Genomic DNA, 15740 nt, shown 5'->3' on the forward strand with positions numbered 1-15740 from the left:
TTCGTGCCTCGCGCACACAACCGGAGCCCACGGGTTCCGGCTTCCTCACCGATCGGACGGTCGCCCGCCCCAAACCCCCCGGGGCGCGCGGCGTTCCGGTCAGGACGGCCGCCTCGGCACTCGGGACGGTGGTTCACCGAAGGGCCGGCACACTCCCCCCCTTGTGCCGGCCCTTCGGTGTTCACTCCCCCGGGTCCTCCTTCTCCCCCGTGACGCGGGCCAGCAGGGCGCGGGCCTCAGGGGTGCGCGGGTGGTCCGGGTGCAGCTCCCGTTCGCAGTCGGTCAGCGCACGCCGTGCGCTGGTCGCCGCCTCTTCGCGGCGTCCCAGGCCGTTCAGCGCCTCGGCGGTGACCAGGTCCAGGTAGCCGGCGGCGTAGCGGGGCGGCTGCGGCACGTCGTCGCGGCGCACCTCGGTCAGCGCCTCCTCGTGGCGGCCCTGTCCGTTCAGGGCGCGTGCCAGCGTGGTGTGCTGGACGGCGACGGCGGATCCGTTCGCCCGGGTCAGGTTGCCGCGTGCGACGGCCTCCGCCTCCTCGTGGCGGTCCAGCCCGCACAGCACGGCGGACAGGTGTCCGAGGGTGTTGATCTCCAGTGCCGAGACCGGGGCGCGGTGGGCGATCTGGTTCAGCTCGCGCAGGACGCCGTTCGCCTCGGTCTCCGCCTCCGCGTACCGCCGCAGGCCGGACAGGGCGGCCACGCGGCTGCTGCGGGCGATCAGCCGCAGCATCCGCGAGTTGAGGCCGACCGGCTCCAGTTCCGCGATCAGCGTGTCCAGTTCGTCCAGCGCCTCGGCCACCCGGCCGTGCATGACGGCCGCTCCGGTGGCCAGCACCCTCGCCTCCCAGTGCGGCGGACGCCTGCGCCAGGGTCGCCTCGGGAGCGCGGCCAGGGCCCGTGCCTCGGCCTCGACCTCTTCGTACCGGCCCTCTCTGGTCATCGCCTTCAGCCGGTCGAAGGTCTCGCCCCACCGGCTGTCCTGTGCCGTTCGTATGCTCGTCACGGGCGGTGAGCCTACGTGAGGCCGGGCCTGCGAAGCTGGGCGTCATGCCGGACTCCGCCCCTCCTCGCGCACTGCCCGCCCTCGTCGGGCTCGCCCTGCTCCTCTTCGCGCTGATCACCTGGCAGGTCCTCGCCGACGGCCCGCTGGTCGGGGTGGACGAGCGGCTGAGCAGGGCGCTCGTCCACCCCGACCGGTTCTCCGAGCTGCTGTCCGACCTGGGCAACGTGCCGGTGGCGGTGCCCGTTCTCGTCGTGGCGCTGGCGTACACGGCGTGGCGCGGGCGGGCCGAGGGTGCGGACCGCTGGTGGCTGCCGCCCCTCGCGGGGGCGGTGGCGATGATGCTGGTGCCCGCGCTGGTCGCGCCGGTGAAGGAGTGGACCGACCGCCCCGGCACCCCGGCGGTGCCGCCGGCGGTCGGCTACTACCCCTCCGGCCACACCGCCACGGCCCTCGTCGCGTACGGCGCGGCGACGCTGCTGCTGTTCGGGCGGCTGCGCGCGCCGTCCGTGCGCCGGGGGCTGGTCGTGCTGTGCGCCGTGCTGGTGCTCGGCACCTCCTACGGGCTGGTGCGCAGGGGCTACCACTGGCCGCTGGACGTGGTGGCCAGTTGGTGCCTGGGGGCGGTGCTGCTGGCCGGGGTCCGGCTGGTGGTCCACCGGACCACGCCCGGCGGCCGGACCCCGCCGGGCGTCAGCCGAAGTACGCGTCGAAGTTCTTCTGGAACTCCCAGTTCGCGTAGCGGTCCCAGTTGATCGACCACGTCATCAGGCCGCGCAGGTCCGGCCAGGTGCCGTGGGTGGCGTACGAGCCGCAGTCGGTCTTCTTGGTCAGGCAGTTGAGCGCCTTGTTGGCCTCGGCCGAGGAGACGTGGCCGTTGCCCGCCTGGGTGGAGGCCGGCATGCCGATCGCGACCTGGTCCGGGCGCAGCGGCGGGAAGACGTTGTTCGCGTCGCCCGCGACCGGGAAGCCGGTGAGCAGCATGTCGGTCATGGCGATGTGGAAGTCGGCGCCGCCCATGGAGTGGTACTGGTTGTCGAGGCCCATGATCGAGCCGGAGTTGTAGTCCTGGACGTGCAGCAGGGTCAGGTCGTCGCGCAGGGCGTGGATCACGGGCAGGTAGGCCCCGGCCCGCGGGTCCTGGCCGCCCCACTTGCCGGTTCCGTAGTACTGGTAGCCGAGCTGGACGAAGAAGGTCTCGGGCGCCATGGTCAGCACGAAGCCGTCGCCGTACTTGGCCTTGAGGGTCTTCACGGCCGAGATGAGGTTGACGATGACGGGGGTCTTCGGGTTCTTGAAGTCCGTGTCGTCGGCGTTCAGGGAGAGCGAGTGGCCCTCGAAGTCGATGTCGAGGCCGTCCAGGCCGTACTCGTCGATGATCGCGGAGACGGAGGAGACGAACGTGTCGCGGGCGGCGGTGGTGGTGAGCTGTACCTGGCCGTTCTGGCCGCCGATGGAGATCAGCACCTTCTTGCCGGCCGCCTGCTTGGCCTTGATCGCGGCCTTGAACTCGGCGTCGCTCTCCACGTTCGGGCACTCGGCGACCGGGCAGCGCTCGAAGCGGATGTCCCCGGAGGTGACCGAGGTGGGCTCGCCGAAGGCCAGGTCGATGACGTCCCAGCTGTCGGGCACGTCGGCCATGCGGGTGTAGCCGGAGCCGTTGGCGAAGCTGGCGTGGAGGTAGCCGACCAGGGCGTGGGCCGGGAGGTCGGAGGAGCCGCCGCCGTCGTCCGGGCGCTGGGCGGTGGTCGCGGTGACCGTGGCGGAGCGCGCCGACTCGCCCGCGTCGTTGACCGCGGTGACCTGGAAGGAGTACGCCGTCGACGGGGTCAGGCCGGAGACCGTGGTGGAGGTGCCGGTGACCGTGCCGGCCCTGGCGCCGTCGCGGTAGACGGCGTAGCCCGTCGCGCCCGGCACCGGTGACCAGGACAGGGCGACGCTGGAGGAGGTCACCGAGCCGGTCCTCAGGCCGCCGGGTGCCGCCGGGGGCTGGCCCGTCTCGCCGCCGGGGCCGGTGAGGGAGATGTCGTCGGCGTGGTAGGCGCCGGTGCCGTACCAGCCGTGGGTGTAGATCGTGACCTTGCTGGTCGAGGGGCCGGTGCGGAAGGTGGTCGTCAGCTGCTGCCAGTCGGGGGCGGACTGGGCCCAGGTGGAGACGTCGGTGGTGCCGGTGCCGCTCGCGCCGAGGTAGACGTAGGTGCCCCGGACGTATCCGGAGAGCGTGTACTGGGAGTCCGGTTTGACGGACACCGTCTGCGAGCAGCGGGCGTTGTCGGCGCCCGCCGGGGTGGCTTTCAGGGCCGCCGTGCCGCTGTGCACGGGTGAGGTCACGGTCGTGCCCGCGGTGCAGGTCCAGCCGTCGAGCGCGGACTCGAAGCCGCCGTTGCGGGCGAGGTCCGCGTCGGCCGCACGGGCGGCCGACGTGAGCGCGGTCAGGCCGGACGCGGCGAGGGCCGCGGCCGTGAGCAGGGTGACGAGGGGGCGACGGGCGAGGGGTCTGGCGTGTTCCGCACGTGCGCGTTCCACAAGTGCCTCCGGACATGGGGGAGATGGGGAGGGTGGAGCGCGCCCAATTTGGTCCAGACCAATTACGTTGTCAACCCCTCGCGCATCTCACCCCCCGCCGCCCCCGCTCTCCTCCACCGCGAGGGCCGCCGCCGCCTCGTGCATCGCCAGCTCCAGGAGCGAGGGGTCGGTGAGGGTGCCGGTCCCGTCCGGCGGGATCAGCCAGCGGGTGCCCCCGGAGGACAGCCGGCCGGGGTACGGCACCACGATCCAGGTGCCGAGCCCGGCGGTCCTGATGCCGGTGCCGACCCAGCGGGCGGCCGTGCCGGCCGGGACGAAGAAGCCCGTGCGCGCGTCACCGAAGTCGGCGAGCACCGGCCCTGGCTGGTCCAGGACGCGGGAGAGCACGTCCAGGGTGGGATAGCCGAGCCTGCTCGGCAGGATGAGCACGTCCCAGGCCTTGCCGGCGGGCAGCAGCGCGACGCCCGAGGGGTCGCGCTCCCAGTCCCGGCGGCAGGACCCGGGATCCGGTGCGACGGATGCCAGCCACGCGACCGCCGTCTTCGCACCAGGCATGTGAAACCTCCCTTTCACTCGTCGACGCGGGGTGCGTCGTCACGAGGGAGAGGGAGGTCTCCCGGCCGCATTACGCGGGTTGCCGCAGCTCGTTGGGGTGAACCGGGTCACACCCCTCGCTCATCGGCGCGGCTCAGCTGTCGAAGCCGAGTCCCAGGCGGTCCATCGTGCGCAGCCACAGGTTGCGCCGGCCGTCCCGGTCGTCCGCGCGGGCCAGCGACCACTTGGTGAGCGCGATGCCGGTCCAGGCGAAGGGCTCGGGCGGGAACGGCATCGGCTTCCTGCGCACCATCTCCAGTGCGGTCCGCTCGGTGCGCTCCCCCGCCAGCAGGTCGAGCATCACCTCGGCGCCGAACCGGGTCGCGCCCACACCGAGGCCGGTGTACCCGGCCGCGTACGCCACCTTGCCCTGGTGCGCGGTGCCGAAGAACGCCGAGAAGCGGGAGCAGGTGTCGATGGCGCCGCCCCAGGCGTGGGTGAAGCGGACGCCCTCCAGCTGCGGGAAGCAGGTGAAGAAGTGCCCGGCGAGCTTGGCGTAGGTCTCGGGGCGGTCGTCGTACTCGGCGCGCACCCGGCCGCCGTAGGGGTAGACGGCGTCGTACCCGCCCCACAGGACGCGGTTGTCGGACGACAGGCGGAAGTAGTGGAACTGGTTGGCGCTGTCGCCGAGTCCCTGCCGGTTCTTCCACCCGATCGAGGCCAGTTGTTCCGCACCGAGCGGCTCGGTCATCAGGGCGTAGTCGTAGACCGGGACGGTGTACGAGCGCACCCGGCGGACCAGGTTCGGGAACACGTTGGTGCCGAGCGCGACCGTGCGGGCACGGACCCCGCCGTAGGGGGTGCGTACGGCCATGCCGGCGCCGTGCGGTCTGAGGGTGAGCGCGGGGGTGCGCTCGTAGACGCGTACGCCGAGTGCGAGGCAGGCGCGCTTGAGGCCCCAGACCAGCTTGGCGGGGTTGACCATCGCGACGCCCCGCCGGTCCCACAGGCCGGCCCGGAAGGTCGGTGAGTCGACCTGCTCCCGTACGGCCTCGGCGTCCAGGTACTCGATGCCCTCGGCGAGGCCCTTGGCGCGGATCTCCTCGTACCAGTCCGCCAGTTCCCGGGCCTGGTAGGGCTCGGTGGCGACGTCGATCTCGCCGGTGCGTTCGAAGTCGCAGTCGAGGCCGTGGCGGGCGACCGCCTCCTCGATGGCGTCGAGGTTGCGGGCGCCCAGCTCCTCCAGCTGGTGGATCTCGTCCGGCCAGCGGGTGAGGCCGTTGGACAGTCCGTGGGTGAGGGAGGCGGCGCAGAAACCGCCGTTGCGGCCGGAGGCGGCCCAGCCCACCTCGCGGCCCTCAAGGAGCACCACGTCCCGCTCCGGGTCGCGCTCCTTGGCGATCAGCGCGGTCCACAGTCCGCTGTAGCCGCCGCCGACGACCAGCAGGTCGCAGGTCTCGGCGCCGGTGAGGGCGGCCTCGGGGCGCGGGCGGCCGGGGTCGTCCAGCCAGTACGGGACCGGCTGGGCGTCGGAAAGGGATTTCGTCCAGTCGTTGCTGCGGCTCATGGCACCAGGGGCCATGATTTCAACTCCCTACGAAGACAAACCGAGGTGCTTTATGTGCTTTATGCCTTGCGGCGATTTCGGCGGTTGCCGACGACCATGGAGGCCAGGACGAACAGTACGGCGACGACGAACATGGCCGTACCGATGACGTTGATCTGAACGGGCGTTCCGCGCTGGGCCGATCCCCACACGAACATGGGGAAGGTGACGGTCGAACCGGCGTTGAAATTGGTGATGATGAAATCGTCGAAGGACAGCGCGAAGGCGAGCAGCGCGCCGGCCGCGATACCGGGGGCGGCGATCGGCAGCGTGACCCGGAGGAAGGTCTGGAAGGGGCCGGCGTACAGGTCCTGGGCCGCCTGCTCCAGCCTCGGGTCCATCGACATCACGCGCGCCTTGACGGCCGTCACGACGAAGCTGAGGCAGAACATGATGTGGGCGATCAGAATCGTCCAGAAGCCCAGCTGAGCACCCATGTTGAGGAAGAGGGTGAGCAGCGAGGCGGCCATCACGACCTCGGGCATCGCCATCGGCAGGAAGATCAGCGAGTTGATCGCGCCCCGGGCGCGGAAGCGGTAGCGGACCAGCGCGAAGGCGATCGCGGTGCCGAGCGCGGTGGCGCCCAGCGTCGCCCAGAGGGCGATCTGCAGGCTGAGCGAGAGGGAACCGCACAGCCCGGCGACCCCGCACGGGTCCTTCCAGGCGTCCGTGGAGAACTGCTGCCATTCGTAATTGAAGCGCCCGTTCGGCTTGTTGAACGAGAACACCGTGACGACGACGTTGGGCAGCAGCAGATACGCCAGCGTCAGCAGCCCGGCGATCACGACCATACGGCGCTTGAACCAGTTGACGAAGGCCATTTAAACCAGATCCTCCGTCCCCGACCTGCGGATGTAGAAGGTGACCATGGCCAGGATCGCGGCCATGAGGATGAACGAGAGCGCGGCCGCCGTCGGATAGTCCAGCACCCTGAGGAACTGGGACTGGATCACGTTGCCGATCATTCCGGTGTCCGCCGAGCCCAGCAGTGAGGCGTTGACGTAGTCGCCGGTGGCCGGGATGAAGGTCAGCAGGGTGCCGGAGACGACGCCGGGCATCGACAGCGGGAAGGTGACCTTGCGGAAGACGGTGGAGGGCCTGGCGTACAGGTCGCCCGCCGCCTCGTGCAGCCGCCCGTCGATGCGCTCCAGGGACGTGTAGAGCGGCAGGATCATGAAGGGCAGGAAGTTGTACGTCAGACCGCAGACCACCGCCAGCGGGGTCGCCAGCACGCGGTCGCCGGCGGTCCAGCCGAGCCAGCTGGTCACGTCCAGGACGTGCAGCGTGTTCAGGACGCCGACCACCGGGCCGCCGTCGGCGAGGATGGTCTTCCAGGCCAGGGTGCGGATCAGGAAGCTGGTGAAGAACGGCGCGATCACCAGGATCATGATCAGGTTCCGCCAGCGTCCCGCGCGGAAGGCGATGAGGTACGCGAGCGGATAGCCGAGCAGCAGGCACAGCACCGTCGCGGAGGCCGCGTAGGCGACCGAGCGCAGGAACTGCGGCCAGTACTCGGACAGCGCGTCCCAGTAGGTCACGAAGTGCCAGGTGACCTTGTAGCCCTCCTCCAGCGAGCCCGTCTGCACGGACGTGGAGGCCTGGTAGATCATCGGCGCCGCGAAGAACACGACCAGCCACAGGATGCCGGGCAGCAGCAGCCAGTACGGCGTCCAGCGGCCGCGCTTGCGCGGGGGCTTCTTCTCGGGCGCGGGCGGGGAGAGTGGCGGTGGCGCCTCGGTGAGGGTGGACATCAGGCGGCCTCGCCCTCGGTGACACCCGCGTCGATGTCCTGAGCCGCGTCCAGACCGAACGTGTGCGCCGGGTTCCAGTGCAGGACGACCTCGGCGCCGGGTGCGAGGCGGGGGTCGCGGTCGATGTTCTGGGCGTAGACCTCGAACTCGGGGCAGGCCGCGCAGTCCACGACGTACTGGGTGGAGACGCCGATGAAACTGGTGTTGGCGATCCTGCCCGTGATGCGGTTGCGGCCCTCGGGGATGGAACCCGCGTCGTCCGCGTGGGTGAGGCTGATCTTCTCGGGGCGAACCCCGACCAGGACCTTGCCGCCCGCCTTCGCCGGCGCGGAACACCGGGCGCCGGGCAGGACGAGCTTGTCACCCGCGGCCTTCACGACGACGTCGTCGCCGCTGCGGGTGTCGACCTCGGCCTCGATGAGGTTGGAGGTGCCGAGGAAGTTGGCGACGAAGGTGGTCCGCGGGTTCTCGTACAGGTCGGCGGGGGCGCCCAGTTGCTCGACGCGGCCCGCGTTCATCACGGCGACCTGGTCGGCCATCGTCATGGCCTCCTCCTGGTCGTGGGTGACGTGCACGAAGGTGATGCCGACCTCGGTCTGGATGCGCTTGAGCTCCAGTTGCATCTGGCGGCGCAGCTTGAGGTCGAGGGCGCCGAGGGGTTCGTCGAGGAGCAGCACCTTGGGGTGGTTGATCAGGGCGCGGGCGACGGCTACGCGCTGCTGCTGGCCGCCGGAGAGCTGGTGCGGCTTCTTGCGCGCCTGTTCACCGAGCTGGACCAGGTCGAGCATCTCGCCGACCTGCTTCTTCACGCTCTTGATGCCACGCCGGCGCAGGCCGAAGGCGACGTTCTCGTAGATGTCCAGGTGCGGGAAGAGGGCGTAGGACTGGAAGACGGTGTTGACCGGCCGTTTGTAGGGCGGCAGCGCGGTCACGTCCTGGTCGCCGAGGTGGACGGTGCCGCCGCTCGGCTCCTCCAGCCCGGCGATCATGCGCAGGGTGGTGGTCTTGCCGCAGCCGGAGGCGCCGAGCAGGGCGAAGAAGGAGCCCTGGGGCACGGTCAGGTCGAGCGGGTGCACGGCGGTGAAGGAGCCGTAGGTCTTGCTGATGCCGGCGAGGCGGACGTCGCCGCCGCCGTCCTTCGCGGCCGTCTGGTTCTTCGTCGTGTTGGTCGTCATCGTCGTCACGCCCCGGTGAGCTTCGCGAACTTCTCTTCGTATGCGGTCTCTTCCTTCGAACTCAGGGAGCGGAAGGAGTGCGACTTGGCCTGCATGGCCTGGTCGGGAATGATCAACGGGTTGTTCGCCGCGTCCTCGTCGATCTTGGCCAGGTCGTCCTTGACGCCGTCGACGGGGCAGACGAAGTTGATGTAGGCGGCGAGTTCCGCCGCCGGGCCCGGCTCGTAGTAGTAGTCGATGAGCCGTTCGGCGTTGGTCTTGTGCCGTGCCTTGTTGGGGATCAGCATGTTGTCGCTGGACGTGACGTAGCCGCTGTCCGGGATGACGAAGTCGATGTCGGGGTTGTCGGCCTTGAGCTGGACGACGTCACCGGCCCAGGCCAGACAGGCCGCGAAGTCGCCCTTGCTGAGGTCGGACGTGTAGTCGTTGCCGGTGAAGCGGCGTATCTGACCGCGGTCGACGCCCTTCTGGAGCCGGGCGATCCCCGCGTCGTAGTCGTCGTCGGAGAAGCGGGCCGGATCCTTGCCCATGTCCAGCAGCGTCATGCCCATGGTGTCGCGCATCTCGGTGAGGAAGCCGACGCGGCCCTTGAGCTTCGGGTTGTCGAGCAGGTCGGAGACCGTTTTGACCTCGATGCCGTCCAGTGCCTTCTTGTTGTAGGCGATGACGGTCGAGATGCCCTGCCAGGGGTAGGAGTAGGCGCGGCCCGGGTCCCAGTCGGGGTTGCGGAACTGGGGCGACAGGTTGGTGAAGGCGTGCGGAAGGTTGGCCGGGTCCAGTTTCTGGACCCAGCCGAGGCGGATCAGGCGGGCGGCCAGCCAGTCGGTGAGGACGATGATGTCGCGGCCGGTCTCCTGGCCCGCGGCGAGCTGCGGCTGGATCTTGCCGAAGAACTCGCTGTTGTCGTTGATGTCCTCGGTGTACGTGACCTTGACGCCGGTGCGCTTGGTGAACGCCTCCAGCGTGGGGTGCCGGCGGCCGCTCTCGTCGACGTCCATGTACTCGGTCCAGTTGGAGAAGCGGACCTGCTTCTCCTCCTGGGAGTGGTCCTCGGCGGAGACGCCGCCCTCGGTCTTGCCGGCCGCCGGGATGCCGCAGCCGCTCAGCAGGCCGAGGCCGCCGACGGCGAGCGCGCCGCCCGTGGAGGCGCGCAGCAGCGACCGGCGGGTGAGGGCGGCCCTGCCGCTCCTGAGGGAGCGCCGCACGGCGGCCGCTTGGGCCGGGGACAGGCGGTCTGGCTCGTACTGCTCCATGCGCGTGGTTGCCCTTTCGGGTGGGTCGGCCGTGGTCGGCGGCCTCTCGTCGTGACTACCGGTCCCCGAAGACGGTGCGGTGCCAGTCCTTGGCCGCCACCGCGGTGTTGTCGAACATGACGTGCTTGACCTGCGTGTACTCCTCGAAGGAGTAGGCGGACATGTCCTTGCCGAAGCCGGACGCCTTGTACCCGCCGTGCGGCATCTCGCTGATGATCGGGATGTGGTCGTTGATCCACACGCAGCCCGCCTTGATCTCGCGGGTGGCGCGGTTCGCGCGGTACACGTCCCGGCTCCAGGCGGAGGCGGCGAGACCGTACGGCGTGTCGTTGGCCAGCCGGATGCCCTCGTCGTCGGTGTCGAAGGGCAGCACGACCAGGACGGGGCCGAAGATCTCCGACTGGACGACCTCGCTGTCCTGGGCGGCGTCCGCGATGAGGGTGGGCCGGTAGTAGGCGCCGTCCTTGAGGTCACCCTCGGGTGCCTCGCCGCCGCACACCACGCGCGCGTAGGAGCGGGCCCGGTCGACGAACCCCGCGACGCGGTCCCGCTGTACGTGGCTGACCAGCGGGCCGAGGTCGGTGCCGGGGGCGAAGGGGTCGCCGACGCGGACGGTGTCCATGAGGGCGGCGGTCTTCTCGACGAACGCCTCGTAGAGGGGCCGCTGCACGTACGCGCGCGTGGCGGCCGTGCAGTCCTGGCCGGTGTTGATGAGCGCGCCCGCGACCGCGCCGTGGACGGCGGCGTCGAGGTCGGCGTCGTCGAAGACGAGGAAGGGGGCCTTGCCGCCCAGCTCCAGGTGGAGGCGCTTGACGGTGGAGGTGGCGACCTCGGCGACGCGCTTGCCGACGGCGGTGGACCCGGTGAAGGAGGTCATGGCGACGTCGGGGTGGGCGACGAGGTGCTCGCCCGCCTCCCGTCCGGTGCCGCTGACGATGTTGATCACGCCGTCGGGGATGCCGGCCTCGGTCGCCGCCTGGGCGAACATCAGGGAGGTGAGCGGGGTGATCTCGGCGGGCTTGAGCACGATGGTGTTGCCCGCGGCGATCGCCGGGAGGATCTTCCAGGCGGCCATCTGGAGCGGGTAGTTCCAGGGCGCGATCGACCCGACGACACCGATGGGCTCGCGGCGGACGTACGAGGTGTGGTCGCCGGAGTACTCCCCGGCCGACTGCCCCTGGAGCTGCCGGGCGGCTCCGGCGAAGAAGGCCGCGTTGTCGACCGTGCCCGGCACGTCGAACTCACGGGTCAGTTTCAGCGGCTTGCCGCACTGCAGGGACTCCGCGCGGGCGAAGTCCTCGGCGCGCTCGGCGAGGAGGGCGGCGAACCGGTGCAGGGCGTCGGAGCGCTCGCCGGGGGTGGCACCGGCCCAGCCGGGGAACGCCTCCCGGGCGGCGGCGACGGCCGCGTCGACGTCGTCGGGGCCGGCCAGTGCGTAGGTCAGGACGTCCTCGCCGGTGGCCGGGTCGACGACGGTGTGCGTCCGTCCGGAGGTGCCCTTCGTGAGACGGCCCGCGATGTACTGGGCCCCGTCCGCGAAGCGGTCCTGGGCCGGGAATCGGTCCGGGGTGGCGTTGCCCGGGTTGTGCATGTCGGCTCTCCTCGGTCTCCCCGTGGCGGGGGCCGGCGTGGCTCAGGCTCGATGTGAGTGCCGATCCTGACAGAGCACTAGGCCTCCAACAAGTGATTCCGTTGTTGCCATTTGGTTACGCGACGGAATCTGTCGACCAGGTGTCGAGTCGCCACGGAAAAGGACGGACGGAGTGTCAGTGGCGCGTGCCACACTCGCGTGCATGGAGAAGATCACGGGGGCGGAGCGGATACCGGAGGCGGCCAGGAGCACGGGGGCGGCCACGGCAGGCGTCGACGGGCGGGATGACCTGCTCACCCGGGTCCGCGCGGGCGAGCGGATCAAGTACCTGTGCTTCTGGGGGCACCGGCCGCTCCCGGACGGGAGGCTCGGGCCGAGCTGTCTGAGCCAGTGGTGGCCGTCGCCGTTCACGGTGGCCGGGGTGGAGTACACGACGGCCGAGCACTGGATGATGGCGGGCAAGGCCCGGCTCTTCGGGGACGCGGATGCCGAGCGGCGGGTGCTGGCGGCCGCTCATCCCGCCGGGGCGAAGAAGGCGGGCCGTCTCGTACGCGGTTTCGACGAGGCGGTGTGGGAGCGGGAGCGCTTCCGGATCGTGGTGGAGGGCAGCGTCCACAAGTTCGCGTCCGACCCGGCGCTACGGGCGTTCCTGCTGCACACCGGCGACCGGGTGCTGGTGGAGGCGAGCCCGGTGGACCGGGTGTGGGGCATCGGTCTGGCCGCGGACGACGCGGCGGCGACCGATCCGGAGCGCTGGCGGGGGCCGAATCTGCTGGGCTTCGCGCTGATGGCGGCCCGGGAGCGGCTGAGAGAGACGCCCGGCGGGTAACGGAGCGGGAACAGGACCGGACCCGCCCCGGTGCCCGTCACGTCGTGAAGGGCACCGGGGCCGGTCCGGGCTCAGGCTCGGGTCCGGGCTCAGGCTCGGGTCCGGGCTTGGGCTCGGGTCCGGGCTTGGGCTCGGGTCCGGGCTTGGGCTCGGGTCCGGGCTTGGGCTCGGGTCCGGGCTTGGGCTCGGGTCCGGGCGACGATCAGGCGACGCTCATCAGGCTCGCGAAGGCGAGGAAGCCGAGCAGCGGCAGGACCACGGTGGCGGTGATGCCGAGCACGAGACCTGCGGTCGCGGCCCCCTTGTTGGTGGCCTCGCCCCGGGTGGCCTTCCCCCGGCCGATCGCGCCGAAGATGATCCCGAGGATGCCGAGGATCACCCCGAAGAACCAGAGGAAGAAGGTCAGGCTGCACACCACGCCGATGATGCCGAGGACCAGTCCGGTGGTCCCCATGCCGTTGCTCGGCTGCATCGGCATGCCGTAGCCGGGGCCCTGCGGGTAGCCCACGGGCGGGGCGGCCGGGTAGGACGCGCCCTGGTTCGGGTAGCCGTACCCGGGCGCGGACTGCGGGTAGGCGTAGCCCCCGGCGGGCGGCTGACCGGGCTGCTGCGGCGGCCCGTATCCCCCGGGTCCGGGGTTGGAGTACGACATGAACTGCTCTCCCCTCGTTGGCGCTTGACATCGTAGAGGCAATGCCGCGGGGAGGAGATCAGCTTTCCGCGGTCACGGAGACCGGCGCGGGGCGCGAGGAGCCGTAGTAGGGGTCGTCGTCGTACGAGTCGTCGTTGATCGCGGCGGTGATCCCGACGGCGATCAGCACGATCACGGCGATGCCGAGGACGACGCCGATGATGCCCATGACGAATCCGGCCTGCGCCTGCCCGTGGTTGCTGGCCAGGCCGAGCTCCGCCTTCCGGCGGCCCTTGACCCCGAAGACGATGGCGAGGACGCCGAGCACCAGGGAGACCACGCCGTACATGCAGAACAGGGCGCAGGCCAGGATGCCCAGCACCATCGAAGCGGTGCCCATGCCGTTCTGCGGGGCCATCGGCATTCCGGGCCAGCCGTAGCCCTGGCCGTACCCGGGGTAGCCGTAGCCGACCGGGGCGCCGGCGCCGTCGGGCGCGACCGGCGGGGGCGGCACGGCGGAGTCGGGGGTGGCGTAACCGGCGCCCGGCATCGACGTGACCGTGGCCTGGTCGTGCACGCCCGGCGGCGGCTGCCAGGGAGGCGGTGCGTCGGAGGCGGGCGGCCGGGGCGGCTCCTGCGCCGGCCCGGGCACGGCGCCCTTCTCGAGGGAGGGCCGGTTCTCCGGGGGCGCCCAGGGGTCGCGGCCACCGCCGGAGTCCCCGTCGGGTCGTATCTCGTCGGTCATGCCTCGTCCCCCCAGGTCGTTCGTGCCCGCCATGCTACGGTCCCGGGCCGCCGGGCGTGCGACCGGCCTACGATGATCCCCGAACGACCGATCAGCCGATCACCCGCGTCCCACCGCCGCCGCGCGGCCCGGGACGCCGCCCCGGGGAGGAACCCATGACCGAGCACCTCGTCGACCCCGACGTGCCGCGCGACCTGCACGCCTTCATCGCCGGACTGCCGAAGGCCGAACTGCACGTCCACCACGTCGGCTCCGCCTCCCCGCGCATCGTCTCCGAACTGGCCGCGCGGCACGCCGACTCGAAGGTCCCCACCGACCCCGAGGCCCTGGCCGACTACTTCACCTTCACCGACTTCGCGCACTTCATCGACGTGTACCTGTCCGTGGTCGACCTCATCCGCACCCCGGAGGACGTCCGGCTGCTCACCTTCGAGGTGGCCCGGGACATGGCCCGGCAGCAGGTGCGGTACGCCGAGCTGACCATCACGCCGTTCTCCTCCACCCGGCGCGGCATCGACGAGGGCGCCTTCATGGCCGCGATCGAGGACGCCCGCAAGGCGGCGGAGGCGGAGTTCGGCACCGTACTGCGCTGGTGCTTCGACATCCCGGGCGAGGCCGGCCTGGAGTCCGCCGAGGAGACGGCCCGGCTCGCCACCGACGACCGGCTGCGCCCCGAGGGCCTGGTCTCCTTCGGGCTCGGCGGACCCGAGATCGGGGTGGCCCGCCCGCAGTTCAAGCCGTACTTCGACCGGGCGATCGCCGCTGGCCTGCACTCGGTGCCGCACGCGGGCGAGACCACCGGCCCGCAGACGGTGTGGGACGCCCTCACCCACCTGAACGCCGAGCGCATCGGGCACGGCACCAGTTCCGCCCGGGACCCGAAGCTCCTCGCCCACCTCGCCGAGCGGCGCATTCCGCTGGAGGTGTGCCCGACCTCGAACATCGCCACCCGCGCGGTGCGCACCCTGGACGAGCACCCGATCAAGGAGTTCGTGCGCGCCGGCGTCCTGGTGACGGTCAACTCCGACGACCCGCCGATGTTCGGCACCGACCTCAACAACGAGTACGCCGTCGCCGCCCGGCTCCTCGGCCTCGACGAGCGCGGCCTCGCCGACCTCGCGAAGAACGGGGTCGAGGCCTCCTTCCTCGACGCGCCGGGCAAGGCCCGCATCGCCGACGAGATCGACACGTACACCGCCGCCTGGCTCGCCTCCTGAGAACCGCGCCCACCGAGAGTTGCTCCCACCATGGACACCCCGCGCGCCCTGACCGCCGTCGCCCACCGCGGCGATCCCTACCGGCATCGCGAGAACACCGTCGCCTCGCTGCGGTCCGCCCTGGACCGGGGCGCGGACGCGGTGGAGACCGACGTACGCCTCACCCGGGACGGCGTGCCGGTGCTGCTGCACGACGAGACGCTGAAGCGCCTGTGGCAGCTGGACCGGCCGCTGCGCTCCCTGTCGGCCGAGGAGGTGCGCGGGCTGACGGCGGGCGGGGTGCCGACGCTGGCCGAGGCGCTGGCCGCGACCGGGGACAGCCGGCTGATGCTGGACCTGCCGGGCGGGCCGGGCGAGCGGGCGGTACGGCGCGTCGTGGACGTGGTCCGCGAGTGCGGGGCCCAGGACCGGGTGTACTACACGGCGGGCGCCGCCGCCATGCTCGCGGTGCGGGCCGCCGACCCCGCCGCCGAGATCGCCCTGACCTGGACGACGGCCGCCCCGCCCCGGCCCGCGCTGCTCGCGGCGGTCCGGCCGCGGTGGCTCAACTACCGGTTCGGGCTGGTGAACCGGGCCCTGGCCGAGCGGGTCCACGCCGACGGCCTCCTGCTGTCCGCCTGGACCCCGGACACCGGACGCACCATGCGCCGGCTGCGCGCCCTGGGCGTCGACTCACTCACCACCAACCGCATCGACGTGCTGTGCGCGTTGCGCGACGCCCACGGAACCGCATCCGTCCCGTAAGGGTCCACCCCCACAACTCCCGGTCTCGGTGGGGACGTTCCCCCGAGTCCGGCCAGGGGCGGGCACCCTACTCGGCGACGATCCGCCACGGGGCGCGGCGCACAAGGATGATCACCGTCCTTCCGCCGCAACCGCCTTCAC

At 71.4% G+C, this 15740-nt stretch carries 15 protein-coding genes; 4 read left to right on the top strand and 11 right to left on the bottom strand.

Annotated features, from left to right (window positions below):
- Nucleotides 1-181: 181 nt before the first annotated feature.
- Nucleotides 182-1000: a tetratricopeptide repeat protein gene (locus tag OHA99_RS09925; protein WP_405695414.1), complete on the bottom strand. Its 819-nt coding sequence runs from the start codon at nucleotides 998-1000 to the stop codon at nucleotides 182-184.
- Nucleotides 1001-1044: 44 nt separating this feature from the next.
- Between OHA99_RS09925 and OHA99_RS09930 the strand changes: the two genes are divergently transcribed.
- Complete coding sequence (locus OHA99_RS09930) at nucleotides 1045-1752, top strand: phosphatase PAP2 family protein (RefSeq protein WP_194279903.1); 708 nt, start codon at nucleotides 1045-1047, stop codon at nucleotides 1750-1752.
- Here the strand turns inward: OHA99_RS09930 and OHA99_RS09935 are convergent.
- The 8 genes from OHA99_RS09935 to OHA99_RS09970 form a co-directional block, all read right to left on the bottom strand.
- A complete protein-coding gene (locus tag OHA99_RS09935) occupies nucleotides 1691-3523 on the bottom strand; it encodes a chitinase (protein ID WP_381501677.1) in 1833 nt (610 codons plus the stop codon). The genes OHA99_RS09930 and OHA99_RS09935 overlap by 62 nt on opposite strands.
- An 87-nt stretch (nucleotides 3524-3610) precedes the next feature.
- Entirely contained in the window at nucleotides 3611-4078 is a 468-nt protein-coding gene (locus tag OHA99_RS09940; protein WP_054100854.1) for a hypothetical protein, read from the bottom strand.
- Nucleotides 4079-4211: 133 nt separating this feature from the next.
- Nucleotides 4212-5639 (bottom strand): NAD(P)/FAD-dependent oxidoreductase, encoded by a 1428-nt coding sequence (locus OHA99_RS09945; protein WP_405695416.1) that lies wholly within the window; start codon nucleotides 5637-5639, stop codon nucleotides 4212-4214.
- Nucleotides 5640-5683: 44 nt separating this feature from the next.
- Nucleotides 5684-6484, bottom strand: a complete 801-nt coding sequence (locus OHA99_RS09950; RefSeq protein ID WP_054100852.1) for an ABC transporter permease — start codon at nucleotides 6482-6484, stop codon at nucleotides 5684-5686.
- Nucleotides 6485-7414, bottom strand: a complete 930-nt coding sequence (locus OHA99_RS09955) for an ABC transporter permease (RefSeq protein ID WP_153177722.1) — start codon at nucleotides 7412-7414, stop codon at nucleotides 6485-6487.
- Nucleotides 7414-8589 carry an ABC transporter ATP-binding protein gene (locus tag OHA99_RS09960; protein ID WP_153181726.1) on the bottom strand — a complete coding sequence of 392 codons (1176 nt, stop codon included), beginning with the start codon at nucleotides 8587-8589 and terminating at the stop codon, nucleotides 7414-7416. The genes OHA99_RS09955 and OHA99_RS09960 overlap by 1 nt, the downstream gene beginning before the upstream one ends.
- Nucleotides 8590-8594: 5 nt before the next feature.
- The gene (locus OHA99_RS09965; RefSeq protein ID WP_405695418.1) at nucleotides 8595-9842 is read right to left on the bottom strand and encodes a PotD/PotF family extracellular solute-binding protein; all 1248 of its coding nucleotides are present in this window, start codon (nucleotides 9840-9842) and stop codon (nucleotides 8595-8597) included.
- 55 nt (nucleotides 9843-9897) lie between these two features.
- The gene (locus tag OHA99_RS09970; protein WP_405695419.1) at nucleotides 9898-11433 is read right to left on the bottom strand and encodes a gamma-aminobutyraldehyde dehydrogenase; all 1536 of its coding nucleotides are present in this window, start codon (nucleotides 11431-11433) and stop codon (nucleotides 9898-9900) included.
- 172 nt (nucleotides 11434-11605) lie between these two features.
- Between OHA99_RS09970 and OHA99_RS09975 the strand changes: the two genes are divergently transcribed.
- A complete protein-coding gene (locus tag OHA99_RS09975; protein ID WP_194279904.1) occupies nucleotides 11606-12262 on the top strand; it encodes an NADAR family protein in 657 nt (218 codons plus the stop codon).
- 202 nt (nucleotides 12263-12464) lie between these two features.
- On the opposite strand, the gene OHA99_RS09980 is transcribed toward OHA99_RS09975, so the two are convergent.
- Nucleotides 12465-12914: a DUF4190 domain-containing protein gene (locus OHA99_RS09980; protein WP_007444965.1), complete on the bottom strand. Its 450-nt coding sequence runs from the start codon at nucleotides 12912-12914 to the stop codon at nucleotides 12465-12467.
- Nucleotides 12915-12972: 58 nt separating this feature from the next.
- Nucleotides 12973-13638 carry a DUF4190 domain-containing protein gene (locus tag OHA99_RS09985; protein ID WP_153177726.1) on the bottom strand — a complete coding sequence of 222 codons (666 nt, stop codon included), beginning with the start codon at nucleotides 13636-13638 and terminating at the stop codon, nucleotides 12973-12975.
- A 56-nt stretch (nucleotides 13639-13694) separates the two neighbouring features.
- On the opposite strand from OHA99_RS09985, the gene OHA99_RS09990 reads away from it, so the two are divergent.
- Both OHA99_RS09990 and OHA99_RS09995 read left to right on the top strand, forming a co-directional pair.
- A complete protein-coding gene (locus OHA99_RS09990) occupies nucleotides 13695-14855 on the top strand; it encodes an adenosine deaminase (protein WP_153177727.1) in 1161 nt (386 codons plus the stop codon).
- 30 nt (nucleotides 14856-14885) lie between these two features.
- Nucleotides 14886-15599 (top strand): glycerophosphodiester phosphodiesterase, encoded by a 714-nt coding sequence (locus tag OHA99_RS09995; protein ID WP_165684707.1) that lies wholly within the window; start codon nucleotides 14886-14888, stop codon nucleotides 15597-15599.
- Nucleotides 15600-15740 lie beyond the last annotated feature (141 nt).

This window comes from Streptomyces coelicoflavus (assembly GCF_045041415.1).
GTDB lineage: Bacteria > Actinomycetota > Actinomycetes > Streptomycetales > Streptomycetaceae > Streptomyces > Streptomyces coelicoflavus.

Coding starts and splice junctions, on each gene's coding strand:
- OHA99_RS09950 (WP_054100852.1), bottom strand. CDS start 6,484: ATGGCCTTCGTCAACTGGTTCAAGCGCCGTATGGTCGTGATCGCCGGG.
- OHA99_RS09995 (WP_165684707.1), top strand. CDS start 14,886: ATGGACACCCCGCGCGCCCTGACCGCCGTCGCCCACCGCGGCGATCCC.
- OHA99_RS09960 (WP_153181726.1), bottom strand. CDS start 8,589: ATGACGACCAACACGACGAAGAACCAGACGGCCGCGAAGGACGGCGGC.
- OHA99_RS09945 (WP_405695416.1), bottom strand. CDS start 5,639: ATGGCCCCTGGTGCCATGAGCCGCAGCAACGACTGGACGAAATCCCTT.
- OHA99_RS09930 (WP_194279903.1), top strand. CDS start 1,045: ATGCCGGACTCCGCCCCTCCTCGCGCACTGCCCGCCCTCGTCGGGCTC.
- OHA99_RS09985 (WP_153177726.1), bottom strand. CDS start 13,638: ATGACCGACGAGATACGACCCGACGGGGACTCCGGCGGTGGCCGCGAC.
- OHA99_RS09940 (WP_054100854.1), bottom strand. CDS start 4,078: ATGCCTGGTGCGAAGACGGCGGTCGCGTGGCTGGCATCCGTCGCACCG.
- OHA99_RS09980 (WP_007444965.1), bottom strand. CDS start 12,914: ATGTCGTACTCCAACCCCGGACCCGGGGGATACGGGCCGCCGCAGCAG.
- OHA99_RS09965 (WP_405695418.1), bottom strand. CDS start 9,842: ATGGAGCAGTACGAGCCAGACCGCCTGTCCCCGGCCCAAGCGGCCGCC.
- OHA99_RS09955 (WP_153177722.1), bottom strand. CDS start 7,414: ATGTCCACCCTCACCGAGGCGCCACCGCCACTCTCCCCGCCCGCGCCC.
- OHA99_RS09970 (WP_405695419.1), bottom strand. CDS start 11,433: ATGCACAACCCGGGCAACGCCACCCCGGACCGATTCCCGGCCCAGGAC.